Source organism: Streptomyces humidus, assembly GCF_014649655.1.
Taxonomy (GTDB): domain Bacteria; phylum Actinomycetota; class Actinomycetes; order Streptomycetales; family Streptomycetaceae; genus Streptomyces; species Streptomyces humidus.
In genome coordinates this window covers 57530-76877 of record NZ_BMTL01000002.1, presented here as the reverse complement: position 1 = coordinate 76877, position 19348 = coordinate 57530, and the positions used below count along the sequence as shown (strand labels likewise).

18 protein-coding genes and 3 pseudogenes are annotated in these 19348 nt (G+C 72.7%); 10 read left to right on the top strand and 11 right to left on the bottom strand.

Annotated features, from left to right (window positions below; all coding sequences use genetic code 11):
- Positions 1–153: 153 nt before the first annotated feature.
- Positions 154–1014, bottom strand: a complete 861-nt coding sequence (locus IE239_RS02235; protein WP_190147503.1) for a helix-turn-helix transcriptional regulator — start codon at positions 1012–1014, stop codon at positions 154–156.
- A 215-nt stretch (positions 1015–1229) separates the two neighbouring features.
- On the opposite strand from IE239_RS02235, the gene IE239_RS02230 reads away from it, so the two are divergent.
- Both IE239_RS02230 and IE239_RS02225 read left to right on the top strand, forming a co-directional pair.
- Positions 1230–2900 (top strand): AMP-binding protein, encoded by a 1671-nt coding sequence (locus IE239_RS02230; protein WP_190147502.1) that lies wholly within the window; start codon positions 1230–1232, stop codon positions 2898–2900.
- Positions 2901–3010: 110 nt separating this feature from the next.
- Positions 3011–4608: pseudogene (locus IE239_RS02225) on the top strand (AMP-binding protein).
- A gap of 80 nt (positions 4609–4688) precedes the next feature.
- Here IE239_RS02225 and IE239_RS02220 read toward each other — a convergent pair.
- Positions 4689–5549, bottom strand: a pseudogene (locus IE239_RS02220) (hypothetical protein); the annotation flags it as partial.
- Between the two features lie 257 nt (positions 5550–5806).
- Here IE239_RS02220 and IE239_RS02215 point away from each other — a divergent pair.
- Positions 5807–6058 (top strand): hypothetical protein, encoded by a 252-nt coding sequence (locus IE239_RS02215; RefSeq protein WP_190147501.1) that lies wholly within the window; start codon positions 5807–5809, stop codon positions 6056–6058.
- Positions 6059–6217: 159 nt separating this feature from the next.
- Here the strand turns inward: IE239_RS02215 and IE239_RS41725 are convergent.
- Positions 6218–6480 (bottom strand): annotated as a pseudogene (locus IE239_RS41725) (hydroxypyruvate isomerase); the annotation flags it as partial.
- A 124-nt stretch (positions 6481–6604) separates the two neighbouring features.
- Between IE239_RS41725 and IE239_RS02210 the strand changes: the two are divergent.
- The 6 genes from IE239_RS02210 (at position 6605) to IE239_RS02185 (ending at position 10984) form a co-directional block, all read left to right on the top strand.
- Positions 6605–6853: a hypothetical protein gene (locus IE239_RS02210; protein WP_190147500.1), complete on the top strand. Its 249-nt coding sequence runs from the start codon at positions 6605–6607 to the stop codon at positions 6851–6853.
- Positions 6850–7218, top strand: coding sequence for a helix-turn-helix domain-containing protein (locus IE239_RS02205; protein WP_190147499.1), 369 nt, complete (start codon positions 6850–6852; stop codon positions 7216–7218). Before IE239_RS02210 ends, IE239_RS02205 begins: the two co-directional genes overlap by 4 nt.
- Positions 7219–7613: 395 nt before the next feature.
- Positions 7614–8123 (top strand): 2-oxo-4-hydroxy-4-carboxy-5-ureidoimidazoline decarboxylase, encoded by a 510-nt coding sequence (gene uraD, locus IE239_RS02200; protein ID WP_190147498.1) that lies wholly within the window; start codon positions 7614–7616, stop codon positions 8121–8123.
- A 7-nt stretch (positions 8124–8130) separates the two neighbouring features.
- Entirely contained in the window at positions 8131–8538 is a 408-nt protein-coding gene (uraH, locus tag IE239_RS02195; protein ID WP_190147497.1) for a hydroxyisourate hydrolase, read from the top strand.
- 7 nt (positions 8539–8545) lie between these two features.
- Complete coding sequence (gene pucL / locus IE239_RS02190) at positions 8546–9475, top strand: factor-independent urate hydroxylase (protein ID WP_190147496.1); 930 nt, start codon at positions 8546–8548, stop codon at positions 9473–9475.
- 129 nt (positions 9476–9604) lie between these two features.
- Positions 9605–10984 (top strand): 8-oxoguanine deaminase, encoded by a 1380-nt coding sequence (locus IE239_RS02185; protein ID WP_190147495.1) that lies wholly within the window; start codon positions 9605–9607, stop codon positions 10982–10984.
- 105 nt (positions 10985–11089) lie between these two features.
- On the opposite strand, the gene IE239_RS02180 is transcribed toward IE239_RS02185, so the two are convergent.
- The 5 genes from IE239_RS02180 to IE239_RS02160 form a co-directional block, all read right to left on the bottom strand.
- Positions 11090–11512 (bottom strand): acyl-CoA thioesterase, encoded by a 423-nt coding sequence (locus tag IE239_RS02180; RefSeq protein ID WP_190147494.1) that lies wholly within the window; start codon positions 11510–11512, stop codon positions 11090–11092.
- 79 nt (positions 11513–11591) lie between these two features.
- Positions 11592–12239 carry a hypothetical protein gene (locus IE239_RS02175; protein ID WP_190147493.1) on the bottom strand — a complete coding sequence of 216 codons (648 nt, stop codon included), beginning with the start codon at positions 12237–12239 and terminating at the stop codon, positions 11592–11594.
- Positions 12240–12287: 48 nt separating this feature from the next.
- On the bottom strand, positions 12288–12887 hold the full coding sequence (locus tag IE239_RS02170; protein ID WP_190147492.1) for a histidine phosphatase family protein: 600 nt from the start codon (positions 12885–12887) through the stop codon (positions 12288–12290).
- A gap of 88 nt (positions 12888–12975) precedes the next feature.
- Positions 12976–13332 carry a DUF805 domain-containing protein gene (locus IE239_RS02165; protein ID WP_190147491.1) on the bottom strand — a complete coding sequence of 119 codons (357 nt, stop codon included), beginning with the start codon at positions 13330–13332 and terminating at the stop codon, positions 12976–12978.
- 205 nt (positions 13333–13537) lie between these two features.
- Entirely contained in the window at positions 13538–14746 is a 1209-nt protein-coding gene (locus IE239_RS02160) for a pyridoxal phosphate-dependent aminotransferase (RefSeq protein ID WP_190147490.1), read from the bottom strand.
- 86 nt (positions 14747–14832) lie between these two features.
- Here IE239_RS02160 and IE239_RS02155 point away from each other — a divergent pair, with 86 nt between their 5' ends.
- The gene (locus IE239_RS02155) at positions 14833–15459 is read left to right on the top strand and encodes a winged helix-turn-helix transcriptional regulator (protein WP_190147489.1); all 627 of its coding nucleotides are present in this window, start codon (positions 14833–14835) and stop codon (positions 15457–15459) included.
- A gap of 180 nt (positions 15460–15639) precedes the next feature.
- Here IE239_RS02155 and IE239_RS02150 read toward each other — a convergent pair whose 3' ends face one another.
- The 3 genes from IE239_RS02150 to IE239_RS02140 are packed head-to-tail and all read right to left on the bottom strand — an operon-like array spanning position 15640 to position 19337.
- Positions 15640–16479 (bottom strand): hypothetical protein, encoded by an 840-nt coding sequence (locus IE239_RS02150; RefSeq protein ID WP_190147488.1) that lies wholly within the window; start codon positions 16477–16479, stop codon positions 15640–15642.
- Positions 16479–17741, bottom strand: coding sequence for a VWA domain-containing protein (locus IE239_RS02145; protein WP_190147487.1), 1263 nt, complete (start codon positions 17739–17741; stop codon positions 16479–16481). Before IE239_RS02145 ends, IE239_RS02150 begins: the two co-directional genes overlap by 1 nt.
- A 45-nt stretch (positions 17742–17786) precedes the next feature.
- Positions 17787–19337: an IucA/IucC family protein gene (locus IE239_RS02140; RefSeq protein ID WP_190147486.1), complete on the bottom strand. Its 1551-nt coding sequence runs from the start codon at positions 19335–19337 to the stop codon at positions 17787–17789.
- Positions 19338–19348: the final 11 nt, after the last annotated feature.

Below are 19348 nucleotides of genomic sequence, written 5' to 3'. Positions count from 1 at the left end.
GAGGGGGCTCCCTGGCTTGATGTGATCGCTCCTCGCCGGCACTCCGCCGGGTACGCGCCGCGGGCCGACCGAGCCGCCCCCGCGGGGTGCGTGGCAGGCGTCGCGGGAGGTGGTGCCGGTGACGCCGGTGGCCGGTGGCCGGTGATCGGTGGCCTACGGCAGCAGACCCGCCCTGCGGGCCGCGACCACCGCCTCTCCCCGGGTGTGCGCGCCCAGCCTGCGCATCGCCGACCTGAGATAGCCCTTGACCGTCTCCGCGCGCAGCCCCAGCCGCTCGGCGGCCGCGGCGTTCGTCGCCCCCGCCGCCACGCACGCCAGCACGTCCAGCTCACGCGGAGCCAGGACGACCGGCTGCCGCTCCGGCTCCCGGGGCGCCCCCGGGGCGAGCAGCCCGCAGGCGTCGAGGAGCTCCGCCCGCAGCACCGGGTCGGCGATCCGCGGGGCCAGCGCGCGCAGCGCGGCGTGCGCCTCGCGGACCTGCTCCCACCCGGCGGCCGCCCCGCCGCCCCGGCCGGACCCGGCGGCCGCCGCGCGCACCTCGGCCGCCGCGAGCAGATCGCGCGCCTCGTCCTGGACCACCAGCGCCTGCTCCACGTCCCGCGCGGCCTGCACGGCCGCCGTCAGCGTGCGCTCCCCCAGCGGCTGGGCCGAGCGCAGGGCGCCGTACAGCACCCCGCGCACCCGGCGCCGCACCACCACCGGGATCGCCAGCACCGAGCGCAGCCCCTCCTCGGCGACGGCCGCGTCGTATTCGTGACTGATCTGCCGGGACAGGGAGTAGTCGGTCACCGCGCACGGCCGGGCCAGCGCCACCGCCTTGCCGCCCAGACCGTTTCCCGGGATCACCGCCACCCCGCGCAGAGCGAGCCCGGCCGCCCCGCTGAACTCGCTGATCCGCATCCGCTGCCGCCCCGGCTCCACCAGCCCGCCGAAGGCGACCGGCAGTCCGGTCGCCCGCCGCAGCCGCACCAGCGCCCCGCCGATCTGAGCCGTTCCGGCCGCGTCTGCTGCCACGTTGTCGCCCTTTCCGCCCGGCGTTGTGCCGCACACCCCCGTTCGGGGGTGGTGAGACCTGCATCACGGATTACACGATGGCAGAGAGCCGCCCGGCAATGGTCCGGCGCCACGGGAGTGTGCCGCAGGGGCGCGCCGCTGTCGAGCGCGTCCCCGAGGCCGGCGAGCGGGCAGAGAGACCGAGCAAAGAGAGCAAAGAGACCAAGGAGAGATCGATGACGACGGCGACGGAGCTCTTCCGTGCAGCCCGCGACTTCCTGCTGGAGCACCGCGAGGACTACACAACCGCTTACGAGCGTTTCGAGTGGCCCCGGCCCGAGCGCTTCAACTGGGCCCTGGACTGGTTCGACGCCATCGCCGAGGGCAACGGGCGCACCGCCCTGCACATCGTCGAAGAAGACGGTTCCGAAACGCGTCTCAGTTTCGCCGAGCTGTCGGAGCGTTCGGACCGGGCCGCGAACTGGCTGCGCGCCCGCGGCGTCGCCGCCGAGGACCGGATCCTCGTCATGCTCGGCAACCAGGCGGAACTGTGGGAGACCGCGCTGGCCGCCATGAAGCTGCGCGCCGTCGTCATCCCGGCCACCCCGCTGCTCGGCCCCGCCGACCTCGCCGACCGCGTCGAACGCGGCCGGGTGCGGCACGTCCTCGTCCGCTCCGAGGACGCCGGCAAGTTCGACGAGGTCCCGGGGGACTACACCCGCATCGCGGTCGGCGGCGCACCCGCGGGCTGGCACCGTTACGAAGACGCTTACAGCGCCTCGGCCGACTTCACGCCCGACGGCCCGACCCTCGCCGACGACCCGCTCATGCTCTACTTCACGTCCGGCACGACCGCCCGCCCGAAGCTGGTGGAGCACACCCACACCTCGTACCCGGTCGGGCATCTGGCCACGATGTACTGGATCGGGCTCAAGCCCCACGACGTGCACCTCAACATCTCCTCGCCCGGCTGGGCCAAGCACGCCTGGTCCAATCTCTTCGCCCCCTGGAACGCCGAAGCAACCGTTTTCATCCACAACTACACCCGCTTCGACCCGGCCCGTCTCATGACGGAGATGGACCGGGCGGGCGTGACGACGTTCTGCGCCCCGCCGACCGTCTGGCGCATGCTCATCCAGGCCGACCTCACCCAACTGCGCACTCCGCCCCGCGAGGCCGTCGCCGCGGGCGAGCCCCTCAACCCCGAGGTCATCGAACAGGTAAGGCGCGCCTGGGGCGTCACCGTCCGGGACGGCTTCGGCCAGACCGAGACCGCCGTGCAGATCGCCAACAGCCCCGGCCAGGAACTGAAGGCCGGCTCCATGGGACGGCCGAGCCCGGGCTACCGGGTGGAGCTCCTGGACGCCGTCTCGGGCGCGCCGGGCGCCCGGGAGGGCGAGATCGCACTGGACCTGTCCGCCCGTCCGGTGGGCCTGATGACCGGCTACCACGGCGACGCCGACCGTACGGCGGAGGCGATGGCCGGCGGCTACTACCGCACCGGGGACATCGGCAGCCGGGACGAAAACGGTTACCTCACCTACGTCGGCCGGGCCGACGACGTCTTCAAGGCCTCCGACTACAAGATCAGCCCCTTCGAGCTGGAGAGCGCGCTGCTGGAGCACGAGGCGGTCGCCGAGGCGGCCGTCGTCCCGGCCCCGGACGACCTGCGCCTCGCCGTGCCCAAGGCCTACATCGTCCTCGCCGAGGGCTGGGAGCCGGGACCGGACACCGCGAAGGTGCTCTTCGAGCACTCCCGCCAGGTCCTCGCCCCTTACAAGCGCCTGCGGCGCCTGGAGTTCGCGCCGCTGCCCAAGACGGTCAGCGGCAAGATCCGCCGGATCGAGCTGCGCGAGGCCACGGCGGCGGGTTCGGCGGACGAGTACCGCGAGGAGGACTTCCGTTGAGCGGCTCGCCCCCCACGCCGGAAAGCGGCTCGGCGTACGCGCCCGGTCACGGCTCGGCGTACGCATCCGGTCGCAGTCCGGCGTACGCCCACGGGACGAGCACGACGGGTCTGCTCGGGGACACGATCGGGGCCGACCTGGACCGGGCGGTGGCCGCCTGGCCGGACCGCGAGGCCCTGGTCGACGTGCCCTCCGGGCGGCGCTGGACGTACGCCGCATTCGTCGCGGACGTCGACCGGCTGGCGTACGCGCTGCTCGCCGACGGGGTAGCCAAGGGCGACCGGGTGGGCGTCTGGGCGGTCAACTGCCCCGAGTGGGTGCTGGTCCAGTACGCCACCGCCCGCATCGGCGCGATCATGGTGAACATCAACCCCGCCTACCGCACGCACGAGGTCGAGTACGTCCTCAACCAGGCCCAATCTCCGTGCTGTTCGCCTCGCTCAGCCACCGGACGAGCGACTACCGGGCGATGGTCGAGCAGGTGCGCAGCAGGTGTCCGCACCTGCGCGAAACCGTTTACATCGGGGATCCGAGCTGGGACGCGTTGCTGCGACGCGGAACGCCCGACCTCCACGAGGACTTCTGGACGCGCAGAAACGAGCTGTCCTGCGACGACCCCATCAACATCCAGTACACGTCGGGAACGACGGGCTTCCCCAAGGGCGCCACCCTCTCCCACCACAACATTCTCAACAACGGTTACTTCGTGGGCGAGTCGCTCGCCTACAGCGAGTACGACCGGGTCTGCGTTCCGGTGCCCTTCTACCACTGCTTCGGCATGGTGCTGGGAAACCTCGCGGCCACCTCGCACGGCGCCTGCGTCGTCATCCCGGCTGCGTCCTTCGACCCGAAGGCCACGCTGGAGGCGGTCCAGCAGGAGAGATGCACGTCGCTGTACGGCGTCCCGACCATGTTCATCGCCGAGTTGAACCTCCCCGACTTCGCCTCCTACGACCTCTCCTCGCTGCGCACCGGCATCATGGCGGGCTCGCCCTGCCCGGCCGAGGTGATGAAGCGCGTCGTCGCCGAGATGAACATGGCGCAGGTGTCGATCTGTTACGGCATGACCGAGACCTCACCCGTCTCGACCCAGACCCGCCGGGAGGACGACCTGGAGCACCGCACCGGCACCGTCGGCAGCGTGCTGCCGCACATCGAGGTGAAGGTCGTGGACCCGGTGGACGGTGTGACCCGTCCGCGAGGCTTCCCCGGCGAGCTGTGCACCCGCGGTTACAGCGTGATGCTCGGTTACTGGAACGAGCCCGAGAAGACCGCCGAAGTCATCGACGCGGGCCGCTGGATGCACACCGGGGACCTGGCGGTGATGCGGGAGGACGGTTACGTGGAGATCGTCGGCCGCATCAAGGACATGATCATCAGGGGCGGGGAGAACGTCTACCCGCGCGAGATCGAGGAGTTCCTCTACAGCCACGCGAAGATCAGGGACGTCCAGGTCGTCGGGGTCCCGCACGAGAAGTACGGCGAGGAGGTCCTCGCCTGTGTGATCCCGGCCGACCCGGCGGACCCCCTGACGCTCGAGGAGCTGCGCGCGTTCTGCGAGGGCCGCCTGGCGCACTTCAAGATCCCGAGCAGGCTGCAGATCCTCGACGCCTTCCCGATGACCGTCTCGGGGAAGGTGCGCAAGATCGAACTGCGCGAGAAGTACGCCCTTCAGGACGGGCCCGCACGGCGGGAACGCCCGGACTAGGACTCCTGCGGCGGCGTCCGTCGCCGCTGGCCGCGGACGTCCCGGCCGCCGGGATCGTCCCGCACGTCCGGCGCGTCCCGGACGCCTGCGGTGGCGAGGGCATGGGCCGTCGCGTTGAGCGGCTGCGGGGCGCCGGTGAGGTCCAGCACGAACAGGGGCACAGACAGCTGGTCGGCGCGGACCCTGGCGTCGTCGGCGTAGCCGGCCAGGGAGAAGTACACGCACTCGGCGGACTCCGTCATCGCCGTCAGCCACAGGCACTCCACGTCCCGCAGCGAGGCCGGGTGCACGCTCGGGTCCACCTGGGCCAGGAGTCCCCGGGCGGCGAGGCCGATGCCGGAAGTGGGCCGCTGGTCGGCACGCCGGACATCCCCGTGCCCCAGCCAGCCCAGATACAGAGCGGCGGCCGTCACCGCGTCCCGCGCGGTACGGATGGAGACGGGCCGGAAGACGCGCGGGTGCGGTCTGGGGGCGGTCACCGCCGTCTCCGACCCGGGCGCGGCCTCCTGCCCGGGCTCAGGCTCAGGTCCGGGCGCGGCCTCCTGCCCGGGCTCAGGCTCAGGTCCGGGCTCAGGCTCAGGCCCGGGCGCAGGCTCTGGTCGGGGCTCAGGCTCAGGTCCGGACTCCGGCTCGGGGGCGCGTCCCTGTCCGGGTTCCTGCGCCGGTGCGGGCTCGGCGGGGCGGTCGGACACCGGGATCCGCAGCACGCTCCCGCAGGCGCAGCCCAGTTCGGGCCGCGGCCACTGGGCACGGCGGCCGCAGGCGCGGCAGCCCAGGACGATCCATTCGTCGTCCCACGCCCGGTGGGCGACGGCCGCCGGCGCCGTTCGCCGGTCGAGCACCGGCGTCACCGGTGAACCGCACGCACAGGGGTAGGACGGCACGGTGTAGAGGCGCTCGCGGCGACAGGCCGGGCAGCGCACCGGCACGCTCTCGGACATGGCCCCCATCGTCCTCCTCCGGCCCCCGCTTGTCCGTCTCTTGACGACCTTTGCGCGCCCACTCGCGCCTTGTTTCAACGTGGCGAAAGTGGAGTTCCGTTATGCAGAAATGAAGGAGAGGGCAGCGACCGCAGCCGCACTCGCCCGGCCGAGACGCCCGCCCGGCCGACACATTCGCCCGGCCGAGGCGCCCGCACGGCCGGTCCGCGGATCGCGTCCGACGTGCGCATCCGGTCCGTCCGCAGGACGCTGGGGGCATGGGCGATCTGACGCGACCCCCGCACATCGTGGTCCACCCCCCGGCTCTGGACGGTTCCCGCAGAGTCACCTCCGGTGATGCCGTGCTCGGCCTCGCCTCGCACCTCGACGACGTCGTGGAGATCCTGCGCCTGGCCGACCTGGACCGGATCGAGGTGGAGGAGAGCGACCTCATCGACTGGCAGGGCGGCGGCCCCGACGACTGGCCCGGGCTGTCCCAGGAGCACGACCGGCTCCCTGAGGAGCGGTAGGGCGCCCGGGCGGACGGACGGCGGGAAGGCGCGCCAACCTCAAATCAACCTCTGAAACGTTGTTCAGCGGGCTGCAACCGCCCCGGGAGTAGGGCACATTGTCCTCACGGCGGGGCCCACCGACACGGGGGCGGTGGGCCCCGCTCCCGTGAAGGGGAGGCCGACGCGGTCGGCGGCGCAAGCCGCGAGGACCCGGTTCTCCGGCGCGAGCGCGTCCTGCTCGGCGGGTTCCACGCCCTGGACGCGGTTGCCGTGGAGGGCCTTGCACGCCCCGCCGCCCACGGACTGCGCCAAGCCCGCGGCCACCTCGGTGCCGGCGCGGAACCGCTCGGACTCCGGACCGGACGCTGTACCGGACACCGGCGGGGCACCGCGGTCGGGCCCGGCAGGCGTCCCGCGCGGAAGTCGAGGCCGGTGAGCTGTGCCGCGGGCCGTCGATCGCCCGCCCGAGGGCGTCCGGCTCTCCCGTCCGACCGTCCGCCCGGTCGGTTAAGGTCGGGGTCCGGGCAGCGACGGCCGGGACCCGTTCAGGAAGGTGTGGGCGCGATGCGACTGAAAGTGGAGTTCACCACCGAGCCCTTCGACCTCGACGAGGCCCCCGCGCACGCCCTGGCCGCCCGTGAGGTGATCGAGCGGGCCGACCTGGACGCGGTGGACGTCGGACCTTTCGGCAACACCGCCGAGGGTGCCGCCGACGCGGTGCTCGCCACCGTGGACGCCCTGCTGCGCGAGTCCCTCGGGGCCGGCGCCACCCGTATCTCGCTCCAGGTCAACGTCGTCGGGGAGGAGCGGTGAGCGCCGGCGGCGACGCGGCCTTCATCGCGGCCGTGAAGCCGCTGGTCGACGCGATGGGCGGGGAGATGCTCCCGCCGGACGAGGCGGGTGCCGAGGACGTCGTCCTGATCTGGGAGGGCGTGGAGTCCGTGGCCGTGCGTCTGCCGCAGCTCGCCGACTCCCTCGACCACATCCTGGCCGCGATGGAGCGCAGGACGGGCAGACCCCTGGCCGATCTGGACCGCAAGGAGAAGCAGGAGGTCGTGCGGATACTCGAGGCGCGCGGCGCCTTCTCCGTGCGCCACGGTGTGGAGACCGTGGCGAGCGCGCTCGGGGTGAGCCGCTTCACGGTCTACAACTACCTCAATCGCGAGAAGGGCGCCTGACCGCCCACGCGTTCCGGCGGAAGCCCAGGCCGAAGCCGAAGCCGAAGCCGAAGCCGAAGCCCAAGCCGAAGCGGAGGCCGAGACCGGTGCCCAAGCGGGCGCGGACGGGGTGCAGACCCGGATGCGGCCCGGATGCGGCCCGGGCGCGACATCGGCGCGGCCGCGGGTGCGGGTGATGGATCGCCGGGAGTGCGGCCGACGTGTTCTCCAGCCACCTCCTTCTCCGCCCGCCTCGTTCCCCAGCCCTGTCCAGCCGCATCCAGCCCCGCCCCCTCCCGCCCCGCCCCCTCCTCGGTAATTTTCAACAAAGTGTTGACGCAGTGACGGGCGGGGGCGTTAGCTGGCCGCAGTCCGCTCAAGCACGACGGCCGTTCTCCGCGGCCACGGAGGCTCCCGTGACGTCGACTTCCCCGCTCCCGGGCCTGGCCCGGTTCAACGCACTCGAGGAGTCCGCGGCCCGCGCCGCGCTCCACGAGGTGTGCGCCTCCACGGCGTGGGCGGACCGACTGCTCGCGGCCCGCCCCTACGCCACTCTCGACGCGCTGTACGAGGCCGGCGACGCGGCCATGGCCCGACTGACCGCCGCGGACCTGGCGGAGGCGATGGCCGGACATCCGCCCATCGGCCGCCCGAGACCCGGCGACCCGGCCTCGACGCGCGAGCAGGGCGGCATGGCCGGAGCCTCCGAGCGGCTCAGGGCGGACATGCTCGAACTGAACCTGGCCTACCAGGAGAAGTTCGGCCATGTCTTCCTGATCTGCGCCACCGGCCGCACGGGCGAGCAGATGCGCGACGCGGCCGAGGAGCGGATCGGCAACGCGCCGGAGCGGGAGCGGGAGATCGTCCGCTCCGAACTGGGCAAGATCAACCGTATCCGTCTCGCGCGACTCGTCGGAGAGGACTGAGAACACCGTGAGCGCCAGCACTCCCGCATCGGTGTCCACGCACATCCTGGACACCTCCGTCGGCCGCCCCGCCCGGGGAGTCGCCGTCCGGCTCACGGCCCGCGGCGGCCAGGACGCCGACTGGCAGGCGCTCGGCGGCTCGGCGACCGACGCGGACGGCCGCTGCAAGGACCTGCCGGCGCTGCCGGAGGGGACCACCCATGTTCGGCTCGACTTCGCCGTGGAGGCGTATTTCGAGCACCGTGAGAACCAGCGAGCCGATGCGCAGCAGGACGCCCCCGCGAATCGGGACAGCGGTGCCGGCGGGGTGTTCTTCCCGGAGGTGACGGTCACGTTCGCCGTCGCGCCGGGCGAGCACTACCACGTTCCGCTGCTGCTCAACCCGTTCGGCTACTCCGTATACCGAGGGAGCTAGCAGAGACATGACCGACACCTCACGCCCCGCCCGCCCGGTGATGCTGGGGCAGAACCAGTACGGCAAGGCCGAGAACCGGGTCGTCAGGATCACGCGGGACGGCGACACCCATCACATCAAGGACCTCAACGTGTCCGTCGCGCTGAGCGGCGACATGGACGAGGTCCACTACTCCGGCTCCAACGCCCACGTCCTGCCGACCGACACCACCAAGAACACGGTGTACGCGTTCGCCAAGGAGCACGGCATCGCATCCGCCGAGCAGTTCGGCATCCGTCTCGCCCGTCACTTCGTGACCTCCCAGGACGCCATCACGACCGCGCGGATCCGGGTCGAGGAGTACGCCTGGGAGCGGATCGAGACGCCCGGCACGGACGAGCACTCCTTCGTCCGCCGCGGCCAGGAGACCCGTCTGGCGCAGATCACCTACGACGGCTCGTCCTGGGAGGTCGTCTCCGGGCTCAAGGACCTCACCGTCATGAACTCGACGAACTCCGAGTTCCGGGGTTTCGTCAAGGACGAGTACACGACCCTGCCCGAGGCGCACGACCGGATCCTGGCGACCGAGGTGGCCGCCCGCTGGCGCTTCAACTGGACGGACGACGCCCAGCAGGCCCCCGACTGGGACGAGTCGTACGCCCAGGTGAAGAAGCACCTGCTGCTGGCCTTCGCCGAGACGTACTCGCTCTCCCTCCAGCAGACCCTCTACGCCATGGGCGCGCGGATCGTCGACCACCGCGACGAGATCGACGAGGTGCGCTTCTCGCTCCCCAACAAGCACCACTTCCTCGTCGACCTGAAGCCGTTCGGGCTGACGAACGACACCGCCGACGGAGCCGTCTACTTCGCCGCCGACCGGCCCTACGGGCTGATCGAGGCCACCGTCCTGCGGAACGGCTGCCAGGCGCGGATACCGGTGGATCTCACCAACCTCTGACCGACACCTCCCCTCCACCTCATTCCGGCATCCGCGGCCGGACCCCGCCTCCCGGCCGCCGCACTCGACACCTCCGGGGTCCCGCCGTGCCCGCTCCACCCGGGTCCACCGAGGGAAAAGGACGAAACCATGGCAGCAGACCGGCGCACCGTCATCGAGAACTGCGCGATCGCGACCGTCGACGCCCAGGACACCGAGCACGCGAACGGACACGTCGTCCTCGCGGGCAACCGCATCGAGTCGCTCGGCGCGGGCCCGGCGCCCCGGGGCCTGGAGAACGTCGAGCGCCGCATCGACGCCGCCGGGCACCTGGTCACCCCCGGCCTGGTCAACACCCACCACCACTTCTACCAGTGGATCACCCGGGGCCTGGCCACCGACCACAACCTCTTCGACTGGCTCGTCGCCCTCTATCCGACCTGGGCGCGCATCGACGAGGAGATGGTCCGCGCGGCCGCCGAGGGCTCCCTGGCCATGATGGCCCGTGGCGGCGTCACCACCGCCATGGACCACCACTACGTCTTTCCCCGGGGCTCCGGCGACCTGTCCGGTGCGATCATCGGCGCCGCCCGCGACGTCGGCGTGCGCTTCACCCTCGCCCGCGGTTCCATGGACCGCGGCGAGAAGGACGGCGGCCTGCCCCCGGACTTCGCCGTGGAGACCCTCGAGGACGCCCTCGCCGCCACCGAGGAGACCGTCCGCCGGCATCACGACGCCTCCTTCGACGCGATGACCCAGGTCGCCGTCGCTCCCTGCTCGCCGTTCTCGGTCTCCACCGAACTGCTGCGCCAGGGAGCAGAGCTGGCCCGCCGGCTCGGCGTGCGGCTGCACACCCACGGTTCGGAGACCGTGGAGGAGGAGAAGTTCTGCCACGAGATGTTCGGCATGGGCCCGACCGACTACTTCGAGTCCACCGGCTGGCTCGGCGAGGACGTGTGGATGGCGCACTGCGTCCACATGAACGATTCCGACATCGAGGCGTTCGCCCGCACCGGGACGGGCGTCGCCCACTGCCCCTCGTCCAACGCGCGGCTGGCCGCCGGCATCGCCCGGGTCCCCGACATGCTGGCGGCCGGCGTCCCGGTCGGCCTCGGCGTCGACGGGACGGCGTCCAACGAGTCCGGCGAACTCCACACCGAGCTGCGCAACGCCCTGCTCATCAACCGCCTCGGCCCGCACCGGGAAGCCGCCCTGAACGTCCGTCAGGCGCTGCGCCTGGGCACCTTCGGGGGGGCCCAGGTCCTGGGCCGGTCCCGCGAGACCGGTTCCCTGGAGCCGGGCAAGCTGGCCGACCTGGTGCTGTGGAAGCTGGACACCCTCGCCCACGCCTCCATAGCCGACCCCGTGGCGGCCCTGGTCCTCGGTGCGGCCGCCCCCGTCACCGCCTCTTTCGTGAACGGCCGTCAGATCGTCGAGGACGGACGGCTGTTGTACGTCGACGAGGACGCCGTCGCCCGCTCGACCCGGGCACAGGCGCAGCGGCTGGCGCGGACAGCCGCGCAGGGCTGAGCGGGCCCGAGAGCTCCGGGCGAGGCGACGGCCATCGTCCGGGCGCGGGCGCCGGGGCACGCGTCACCGCGTGTCCCGGCACCGCCCCGGCCGTTCTGCCGACGGCTACAGGCCGAACAGGCCCGGATCCGAGGCCAGTTCATTGAAGACGTCCTGCGGGTTGGCCACCATTCGGCGTTCCGTCAGGTCCAGCAGACCTCCGACGGCGGTGAGTTCCGCGGCGACCGTGCCGTCCGCCTTGGTGACGGTCTGCTGGATGCGGAACGTCTTGCCGCCGCTCCACTCGAAGGCGCACGACACGTCGACCTCGTCCCCGGCGAGGAGTTCGCGCCGGTAGCGGATGGTGGTCTCCAGGGCGACCGGTCCCACGCCCTTGCCGATCAGCTCCGCCTGGGTGATGCCCGCCGCCTGCAGGAGCGACCAGCGGGCGTGCTCCGCGTAGTTGATGTACACGCTCTGGTTGAGGTGTCCCTGCACGTCGGTCTCGTATCCCCGGACGGTGACCCGGACGGAAAACGGATCGCTCACGGTCTCCCCTTCTCCTCGACGAGTATCGATGCTCCGGGCATCGATCTTGGCACGCCGGGCATCGATCTTGGCACGCCCTTCACGTCCGGCGGGGGGAAGCCAGCAGATAGCGCGCTCTCGTGCGGGGGTCGGTGTGCTGCCCGCTCTGCCAGCCCGCCGTCTCCAGCGTCGCCGCGCAGGCCCGCAGCGTCGCCTCGTCCGGCCCGTGCACGGCGACCGCCTCCGGCTGCGGGGTCGCCCGCACCCGGTAGCCGTCGGTCCCCCCGGGTCCGGCGGGGCGGTGGCCGGCCGCCTCCAGCGCGAGGGCGGCCGCCCGTACGAGATGCGCGCGCTCCCAGCCGCAGGGCCGGCCCGTCTCCCCGTCCGGGTTGGTCATCCGGCGCAGCTCCAGCAGGCCCTGCCAGGCGCTGTGCACCTCGCGGAGCCGGGCGGGGCCGGCCGCCCCGGCGTCCTCCTCGCCGCCGACGCGCGCGGCGAACACGCCGCTGTCCGCGCCCCCTGCCGGGGCGTCGGCCTTCGCCGCGCCGGCCGGCGGCTCGGGCGGGGCCTCCCGTACCCGGTGGCCCGCCGGGGTCAGGAAGTGGTCGTGCGGCGGGCGGGGGTGCCGGAACGCGAGGCCGCGTCGGACCAGCGCCGCGAGCTGCGCCTGCGTGCCCCGCAGCCGCCCGGAGACCGGATCGGCGGCGTCGATCACCCGCCGCTGCGCGGCGGTCGGCGGTCGTGTCACGGCGTGCTCCCTCCCGGCGACGGGCCGTTCGCCCCGGTGCGTCCGAGGCTACGTCGGGGGTCTGACATTCCAGGAGGCGATCACCGGCCGCCCGTGCTCCGTGCCCAGTCGGCACAGCGTCCCCGTCGCGAGCTGGAACAGCGCCCCAGCCGACGGGGGCAGTCCGAGCCGGCGGGCGGTGAGCACCCGCAGGAAGTGCCCGTGCGCCACCAGCACCACGCACCCCTCGCTGTCGGCGAGCGCCGCGTCGGCCCGGGCCAGCACCCGGTCGGCCCGCTCCCCGACCTGCTCGGGCGTCTCCCCGGGGTGCTCGGGCGGCCCGGGCGTCACCCCGTCCGTGAACAGGAACCAGTCCGGTCTGGTGCGCTGGATCTCGGCGGTCGTGACGCCCTCGTAGCCGCCGTAGTCCCACTCGCGCAGGTCCGGGTCGAGCTGGACCTCGTGCAGCCCGATCAGCTCCGCCGTCTCCCGCGCCCGCTGCAGCGGGCTGACGAGCACGGCCCCGATCCGGTGCGAGCGGATCAGTGGCACCAGGGCACGCGCCTGGGCGCGGCCGCGGTCGGTCAGCGGGACGTCCGTCGACCCGGTGTGCCGTCCGGAACGCGACCAGGAGGTCTCGCCGTGCCGGACGAGGAAGAGATCACCCATGACCGACAGGTTAGGCGTCGTGGCGCACTGGCGCGGACACGGCGAAGGCCCGCCGGGAGTCCCGGCGGGCCTCGTGAGCCGTGCGGCCTCAGTAGGCGGCCGGGGCCAGCTTCGGGTCGGGGCCGTACTGGTTGGGCTCGCGCTTGCCCTCGCTGGCGAGGAAGACGATCAGGATGATCGCGCCGACCAGCGGGATCAGGCCGATGAGCAGCCACCAGCCGGACTTGCCGGTGTCGTGCAGGCGGCGGACCGCGACGCCCAGGCCGGGCAGCAGCACGGCGAGGGTGTAGATGATGTTCAGGACGTTCGAACCGATGACAGCGCCGACGATCGCCAGTACGACGGCGACGATGACGTTGAACAGGGTGAACATCCAGTATTCCTGCCGGCGCGCGCGTCCGCTGAACACCGCGTACTTCTTCAGTACGTCCACGTACCAATGCATGCTTCTCGTCCCCCCAGGGATTGCGTTTGTGTGATCTCCATTTGATCAGGTCAGAGTGGCGAAAAACCATCCCTTTGTCGTGGACGATTCAAGCTGTTATGAGGTCGCAGCCCTTCGGTGACCAGGCAGGACGTTCCGGCGGTCGCCGAGCCGTGTCCGTACACGGCGTCCGCCCTCGGTCGCGGGCGTTCCGCTTCCCCCGCCGCTACTGCCGGTATCCGCTCAGGAACCGGCCGATCCGTCCGATCGCCGCCTCCAGGTCGTCCGCGTGCGGGAGGGTCAGGATGCGGAAGTGGTCGGGGGCCGGCCAGTTGAAGCCGGTGCCCTGGACGACCTGGATCTTCTCCCGCAGCAGCAGGTCCAGGACGAACTTCTCGTCGTCGTGGATCTTGTGGACCTTGGGGTCGAGGCGGGGGAACGCGTACAGCGAGCCCTTCGGCTTCACGCAGGACACGCCGGGGATCTCGTTGAGCTTCTCCCAGGCGACGGTGCGCTGTTCGTGCAGGCGGCCGCCGGGCGCGGTCAGTTCGTGGATCGACTGGCGGCCGCCGAGCGCGGCCTGGACGGCGTACTGCGCGGGCGCGTTGGCGCACAGCCGCATGGAGGCCAGCATGGTCAGGCCCTCCAGATAGTTCCTGGCGTGCTGCCTCGGCCCGGTGACCACCAGCCAGCCCGAGCGGAACCCGGCGACCCGGTAGGTCTTCGACAGGCCGCAGAACGTCAGGACGACCAGGTCGGGGGCGAGCGCGGCGACCGAGTGGTGCACGGCGTCGTCGTAGAGGATCCGGTCGTAGATCTCGTCGGCGAAGACCATCAGGCCGTGCCGGCGGGCGAGGTCGAGGATGCCCTCGATGATCTCCTTCGGGTAGACCGCGCCGGTGGGGTTGTTCGGGTTGATGATCACCACGGCCTTGGTGCGGTCGGTGATCTTCGACGCCATGTCGTCCAGGTCCGGGTACCAGTCGGCCTGCTCGTCGCAGAGATAGTGGACCGCCTTGCCGCCGGCGAGGGTCGTGACGGCCGTCCAGAGGGGGAAGTCGGGTGCGGGGATGAGGATCTCGTCGCCGTCCTCGACCAGCGCCTGGACGGCCATGGAGATCAGCTCGGAGATGCCGTTGCCGAGGAAGACGTCGTCGACGTCGACCTCCAGGCCCAGTGCCTGGTAGCGCCCCGCCACCGCGCGGCGGGCCGAGAGGATGCCGCGCGAGTCGGTGTATCCGTGCGCCTGGGGAAGCATCCGGATCATGTCCTGGAGGATCTCCTCCGGCGCCTCGAAGCCGAACAGCGCGGGGTTGCCGGTGTTCAGGCGCAGGACGCTGTGACCCGCCGCCTCCAGCGCGTCGGCGTGCTCGATCACCGGGCCGCGGATCTCGTAACAGACCTCGCTCAGCTTGTTCGACTGCCGGAACTCCATGCGCGCTCGCCCCTCCGGTTGATGTGTTGCTTGGTTTTACCAAGTTCCAGCTTGGAAAGTCCAACGACATGTCTAGACTGCGTGCCATGTCACCTCGCCGAAGCTACGACCAGTACTGTTCCGCCGCCCGCGCCCTCGACGTGGTGGGCGACCGCTGGACCCTGCTGATCGTCCGGGAGCTGCTCGCCGGCCCGCGCCGCTACACCGATCTGCACGCCGACCTGCCGGGCGTGAGCACGGACGTACTCGCCTCACGGCTGAAGGACATGGAGCGCGACGGGCTGACCACCAGGCGTCGGCTGCCCCCGCCGGGAGCGGCCTCCGTGTACGAACTCACGCGACGCGGAGCGGAGTTGCTGCCCGTGCTGCAGGCGCTGGGGGCGTGGGGCGAGGGCGAGCTCGGCGAGCGACGGCCCACCGACGCGCTGCGCGCGCACTGGTTCGCGCTGCCCCTGGCGCGCGGGCTGAAGGGCGAGGGCGTCGTCGAAGTCCGCCTCGACGAGGGCGACTTCCATCTGTTCGTCGGCGCCGAGGACGGCCCGGTGTACGGCTACGGGCCCGCGCCCGTGGAGCCGGACGCACGGCTCGACCTCGGCGCCGACACCTGCACCGCCGTCGCACAGGGGACGTTGACGGTGCTCGACGCGGTGCGCTCCGGGCGGATCGAGGTGAGCGGCGACGGCCCCCTGGCCAAGGAGCTGCGGGAGGCCTGAGCGCCGCGCGCCCCGGAGCCGGGTGCGGCTCGGCCGGCGCCGACGGCGCAGGGCCCGCCACGGGGTGGCGGGCCCTGCCGCTTTTCTCCGGTGAGCAGCGTGACGGAGCGTCAGGCTGTGGTCGTCAGGCTGCGGTCTTCACACAGTGGTTGTCGGACTGTGGTCGTCAGGCCGCGGGCGTCAGGCGCCCGGCGGCACGTGCCGGGGTCGTCCCTGTCCGCGGGTCAGCGTGTATCCGCCGATGCCGGCCAGGGCGGCCAGGACGGCGCCGATCGCGGTCCACACCCAGCGGTCGGACCACCAGCCGGACGACCAGCCGTCGTCGGGCTCTGTGCTCGACAGGACGGCGGAGGCCGACGAGTCGTCCTTCTTTCCTCCGGACGTGACCGCGATGCCGGGGACCAGCGGCTGGGCCAGCGACCCGTCGACGGCGGCGGATCCGCCGATGTCCGCGGAGTCCACCCGCAGTTCGGCGCCGACCGGCAGGCCCAGGTCGGCCGCCGTGAGGCCGAGGGCCGTCAGCCGGACGTAGTACGTGCCCGGCAGCGGATCGTTCGCCCACGGCTCCGACCAGGCGCGCACCGTGCGCAGCACGCAGGCCAGCTCCACCGAGGCCGTGCCCGGCGCGGCGGTGCGCGTCTGCGCGCCGTACTGACAGGCCTGACGGCGGCGCAGCCCGTCGTACACGTCGACCTGCCAGGTCTGCGCGGTGTGGGACTTCGGCAGTTTCACCGTCGCCTTCACCGTGGGGCGTTGGCCCGAGTCGGCCGGGAACGACCAGTACAGGTAGTCACCCGCGGAGCCGCTCGCCGTGGCCGTCCGGCCCTGGTCGATCTCCGTCGCCGTACGGAACGACGTGCCGGCCTCGGTGGGGGCGGAGCCGTCGCCCGAAGGGCTCGCCGAGGGGGTGGAGTCGGCCACGGCGGGCGCGACCGCCGGGCCGAGGAGCAGGCCGGCCGCCAGTGCGGCCGTCGGTCCGAGCGCCGCCAGGGCGCGGCTCGACACACGTGTGATCCGCATCAGTTGGTCCTCCAGACCGCGACACGCCAGCGTGACAGCCAGCCCCACAGCACACCCGCCAGGAAGCCGAAGAGCACCAGGGCGCCCAGCAGCCACCAGCCGCGTCCGAGGCCGAAGGAGGCCACGTCGCTCGCCTGCGAAGGGCCGCCGACCAGGTCCACCGTCAGCTCCAGCGGCATGCCCGGCGTGGTCTTCACCCCCGCGGCCGCCGAGTAGGAGTGGGTCACCTGCACGCACACCGTCTCGGCGGGGGCGTCCTCGTCGTCGCTCTCCGCCTTCGGATAGCGCAGACCGGTCGAGACGACGTCGGTCCGGCCGTTGCCGGCCGCCTCGCCGCGCACGATCTCCCGGCCGTGCGTCGTGACCGCCCGCAGCAGCACCCCGTAGCCGGGGTTCACGGTCCGGTCGGCCGCCACGCTCACCGAGGTGCGCAGCTCCTGGCCCGGCTTCACGTCGACCCTGTACCAGCGCTCCTGGCCGAACTCCGCGCGGTCGGTGTACAGGCCCGACTTCAGCGTGGGCGCCTTGGCGCAGGACGCCGCGCCCTCGGTGGCGACCGGGGTCACCACGGGGTCCGCGGCCCGGTCCACCAACTGGTTGACCCGGTCGGTGAGTTCGTCGGTGTGCTCCACCGAGGTGTAGGTGCCGCCGGTGGCCTCGGCGATGCAGCTGAGCTGCCGGCGCATCGTGACGTTGGGCACCAGGCCGAGGGTGTCGATGGTCAGGCCGATGCCCTTGGCCGCGATCTCGCGGGCCACCTCGCACGGGTCGAGCGGTGCGCAGGTGTCCTCGCCGTCGCTGATCAGCACGATCCGCTTGGAGCCGGTGCCGCCGTCGAGGTCGTCCGCCGACTTGAGCAGGGCGGGGCCGATCGGCGTCCAGCCGGTGGGGGACAGGGTGGCCACCGCCGTCTTGGCCTCGGTGCGGTCCAGCGGGCCGACCGGGTAGAGCTGCGCGGTGTCCTTGCAGCCCGTCTTGCGGTCGTCCCCCGGGTAGTTCGCGCCCAGGGTGCGGATGCCGAGCAGGACGTTCTCCGGGGTCGCGTCCAGCACCTCGTTGAACGCCTGCTTGGCCGCGGCCATCCGCGTCCCGCCGTCCATGTCCTTCGTCCGCATCGAACCGCTGACGTCGAGGACCAGGTCGACCTTGGGCGCGGTGGCGGTGGTCTCGTCGGCGACCGCCCCGGCCGGGAACGCTAGCCCGGCCGTGAGCGCGGCGAGCAGGGCGCAGACGCCCGCCGCCAGCCGTTGTGTTCTGATCATCGGCGGATCCTATTGACCGAAAGCGCCCCGCCACAAAACGGGGTCTCAGCTCCCGTCCGCTCGCAACGGGTTGGGCAGTGACGCCCAGCGGTCCCCGGGGGTCCCCGGCGACAACCGCATCAGCGTCAGCGCCTTCACCGGCAGCGGCTCCTCGCACAGGGCCGCCAGGTCCGGGGTGCGCGGGAGGTCCCGCACGGCCGCCTCCAGGGCTGCCCGCAGGGCCGGGCGGCCGCCCGCCGCCCCGGCCAGCGCACCGGCCACCAGGGAGCCGAACAGCTTGCGTCGCAGCGCCGTCACGTCGTCCGTGCGGATCCGGGCGGGCAGGCCGTCCGGCAGCGCGACGCCGTGCCGGGCCAGCCGGGCCGGGCTGACGCGGATGTCGGCCAGGTCTCGGTAGACCAGCCGCAACGGGGTCCCCGACGCCGACAGCACGACCAGCAGGTTCTGCCCGTGCGCCTCCAGCGCCACGCCCAGCTCCAGCAGCCGCAGTCCCACGCCGAGCGCCAGCCGCGCGAACCGCGCGAGCCAGAGCGGGGAGGCGGGCAGTCCGGTCACGCCGAGGGCCGCCACCGGCACGACGTGCTCGCCCGGCGCCCCGTACACGTCCGGCGACTCGCGCAGCACCGCCGCCAGGTCGGGGGAGCGGGCGGTCGCCGCGCCCAGGCCGCGGGTCAGGTGCAGCAGGCCCTCCGCGTGCGGCACGAGGCTCTGCGCGAAGTCGGACAGGGCCGCCGAGGCGGCCACGGAGCCGACGGAGATGTCCCGCACCGACGACGTCAGGCGGGTGCTCAGCGCCGTCTTGACGTGCGTGCCGCCGGGCAGGGCGAGCGTGCGCAGCGACATCAGCGGACGCGCCGTCACGCCCTGCGCGCAGGAGCGCTTGAGCACATGCGCCGCCTGCCACGGATGCACCGGGATCAACAGCCGCGTCCCGTCGCGCAGATGCTCGGGCCACCCACCCGACACCAGGCACTCGTCGGCGGGCACGGGCAGCAGGCCCAACCGCACCGCCGGCCGGTGCTCCGGCCCGTACGCGAGCTGCTCGGCGACCGAGAAACCGGGCCGGGAACGGCAGTTGGGATGGTAAGGGTGCCCGTCGACGACCCGTTGTTCCCACTCCCAGTCCCGCGCCGGCCACCGCCTCGGATCGGCCGAGGGGACGTCGAGGGGATCCTGCCCGGCCCGTGACAGTGCCGCCGAGGCGACGCTGTGGCCGAGTTCGGCGGCGAAGCCCGCACCGTGCGGCACGGCCAGCGCCGTCATCAGGCGGGCGGGGTCGTCGTACGCCGTCCCCTCCAGCCACACCCGCGTCACCTGGCCGGCGCTCGCGTACGGGTCCGAACGGGGGCCGCGCAGACGGCGGCCGTCGCGCAGCCGGATCAGCAGCTCCCCCCGGCCCTCCGCGCCCGGCGCGCCGCCCGTCTCCTCGCGGTGGGCGATCCAGGGCAGCGGTTCATGGGCGAGCCCCCGCCACAGCCGGGTCAGCACGGCCGCCCGCGCTCCCGGCAGCTCGGCCGCGAACCGCGGGCCGAGAGCGGGGCGCACGACGGCCAGTTCCTCGGCCAGCTCGGCCTCGGCGGTGGGTGGACGATGCACGGGTGGGCTCC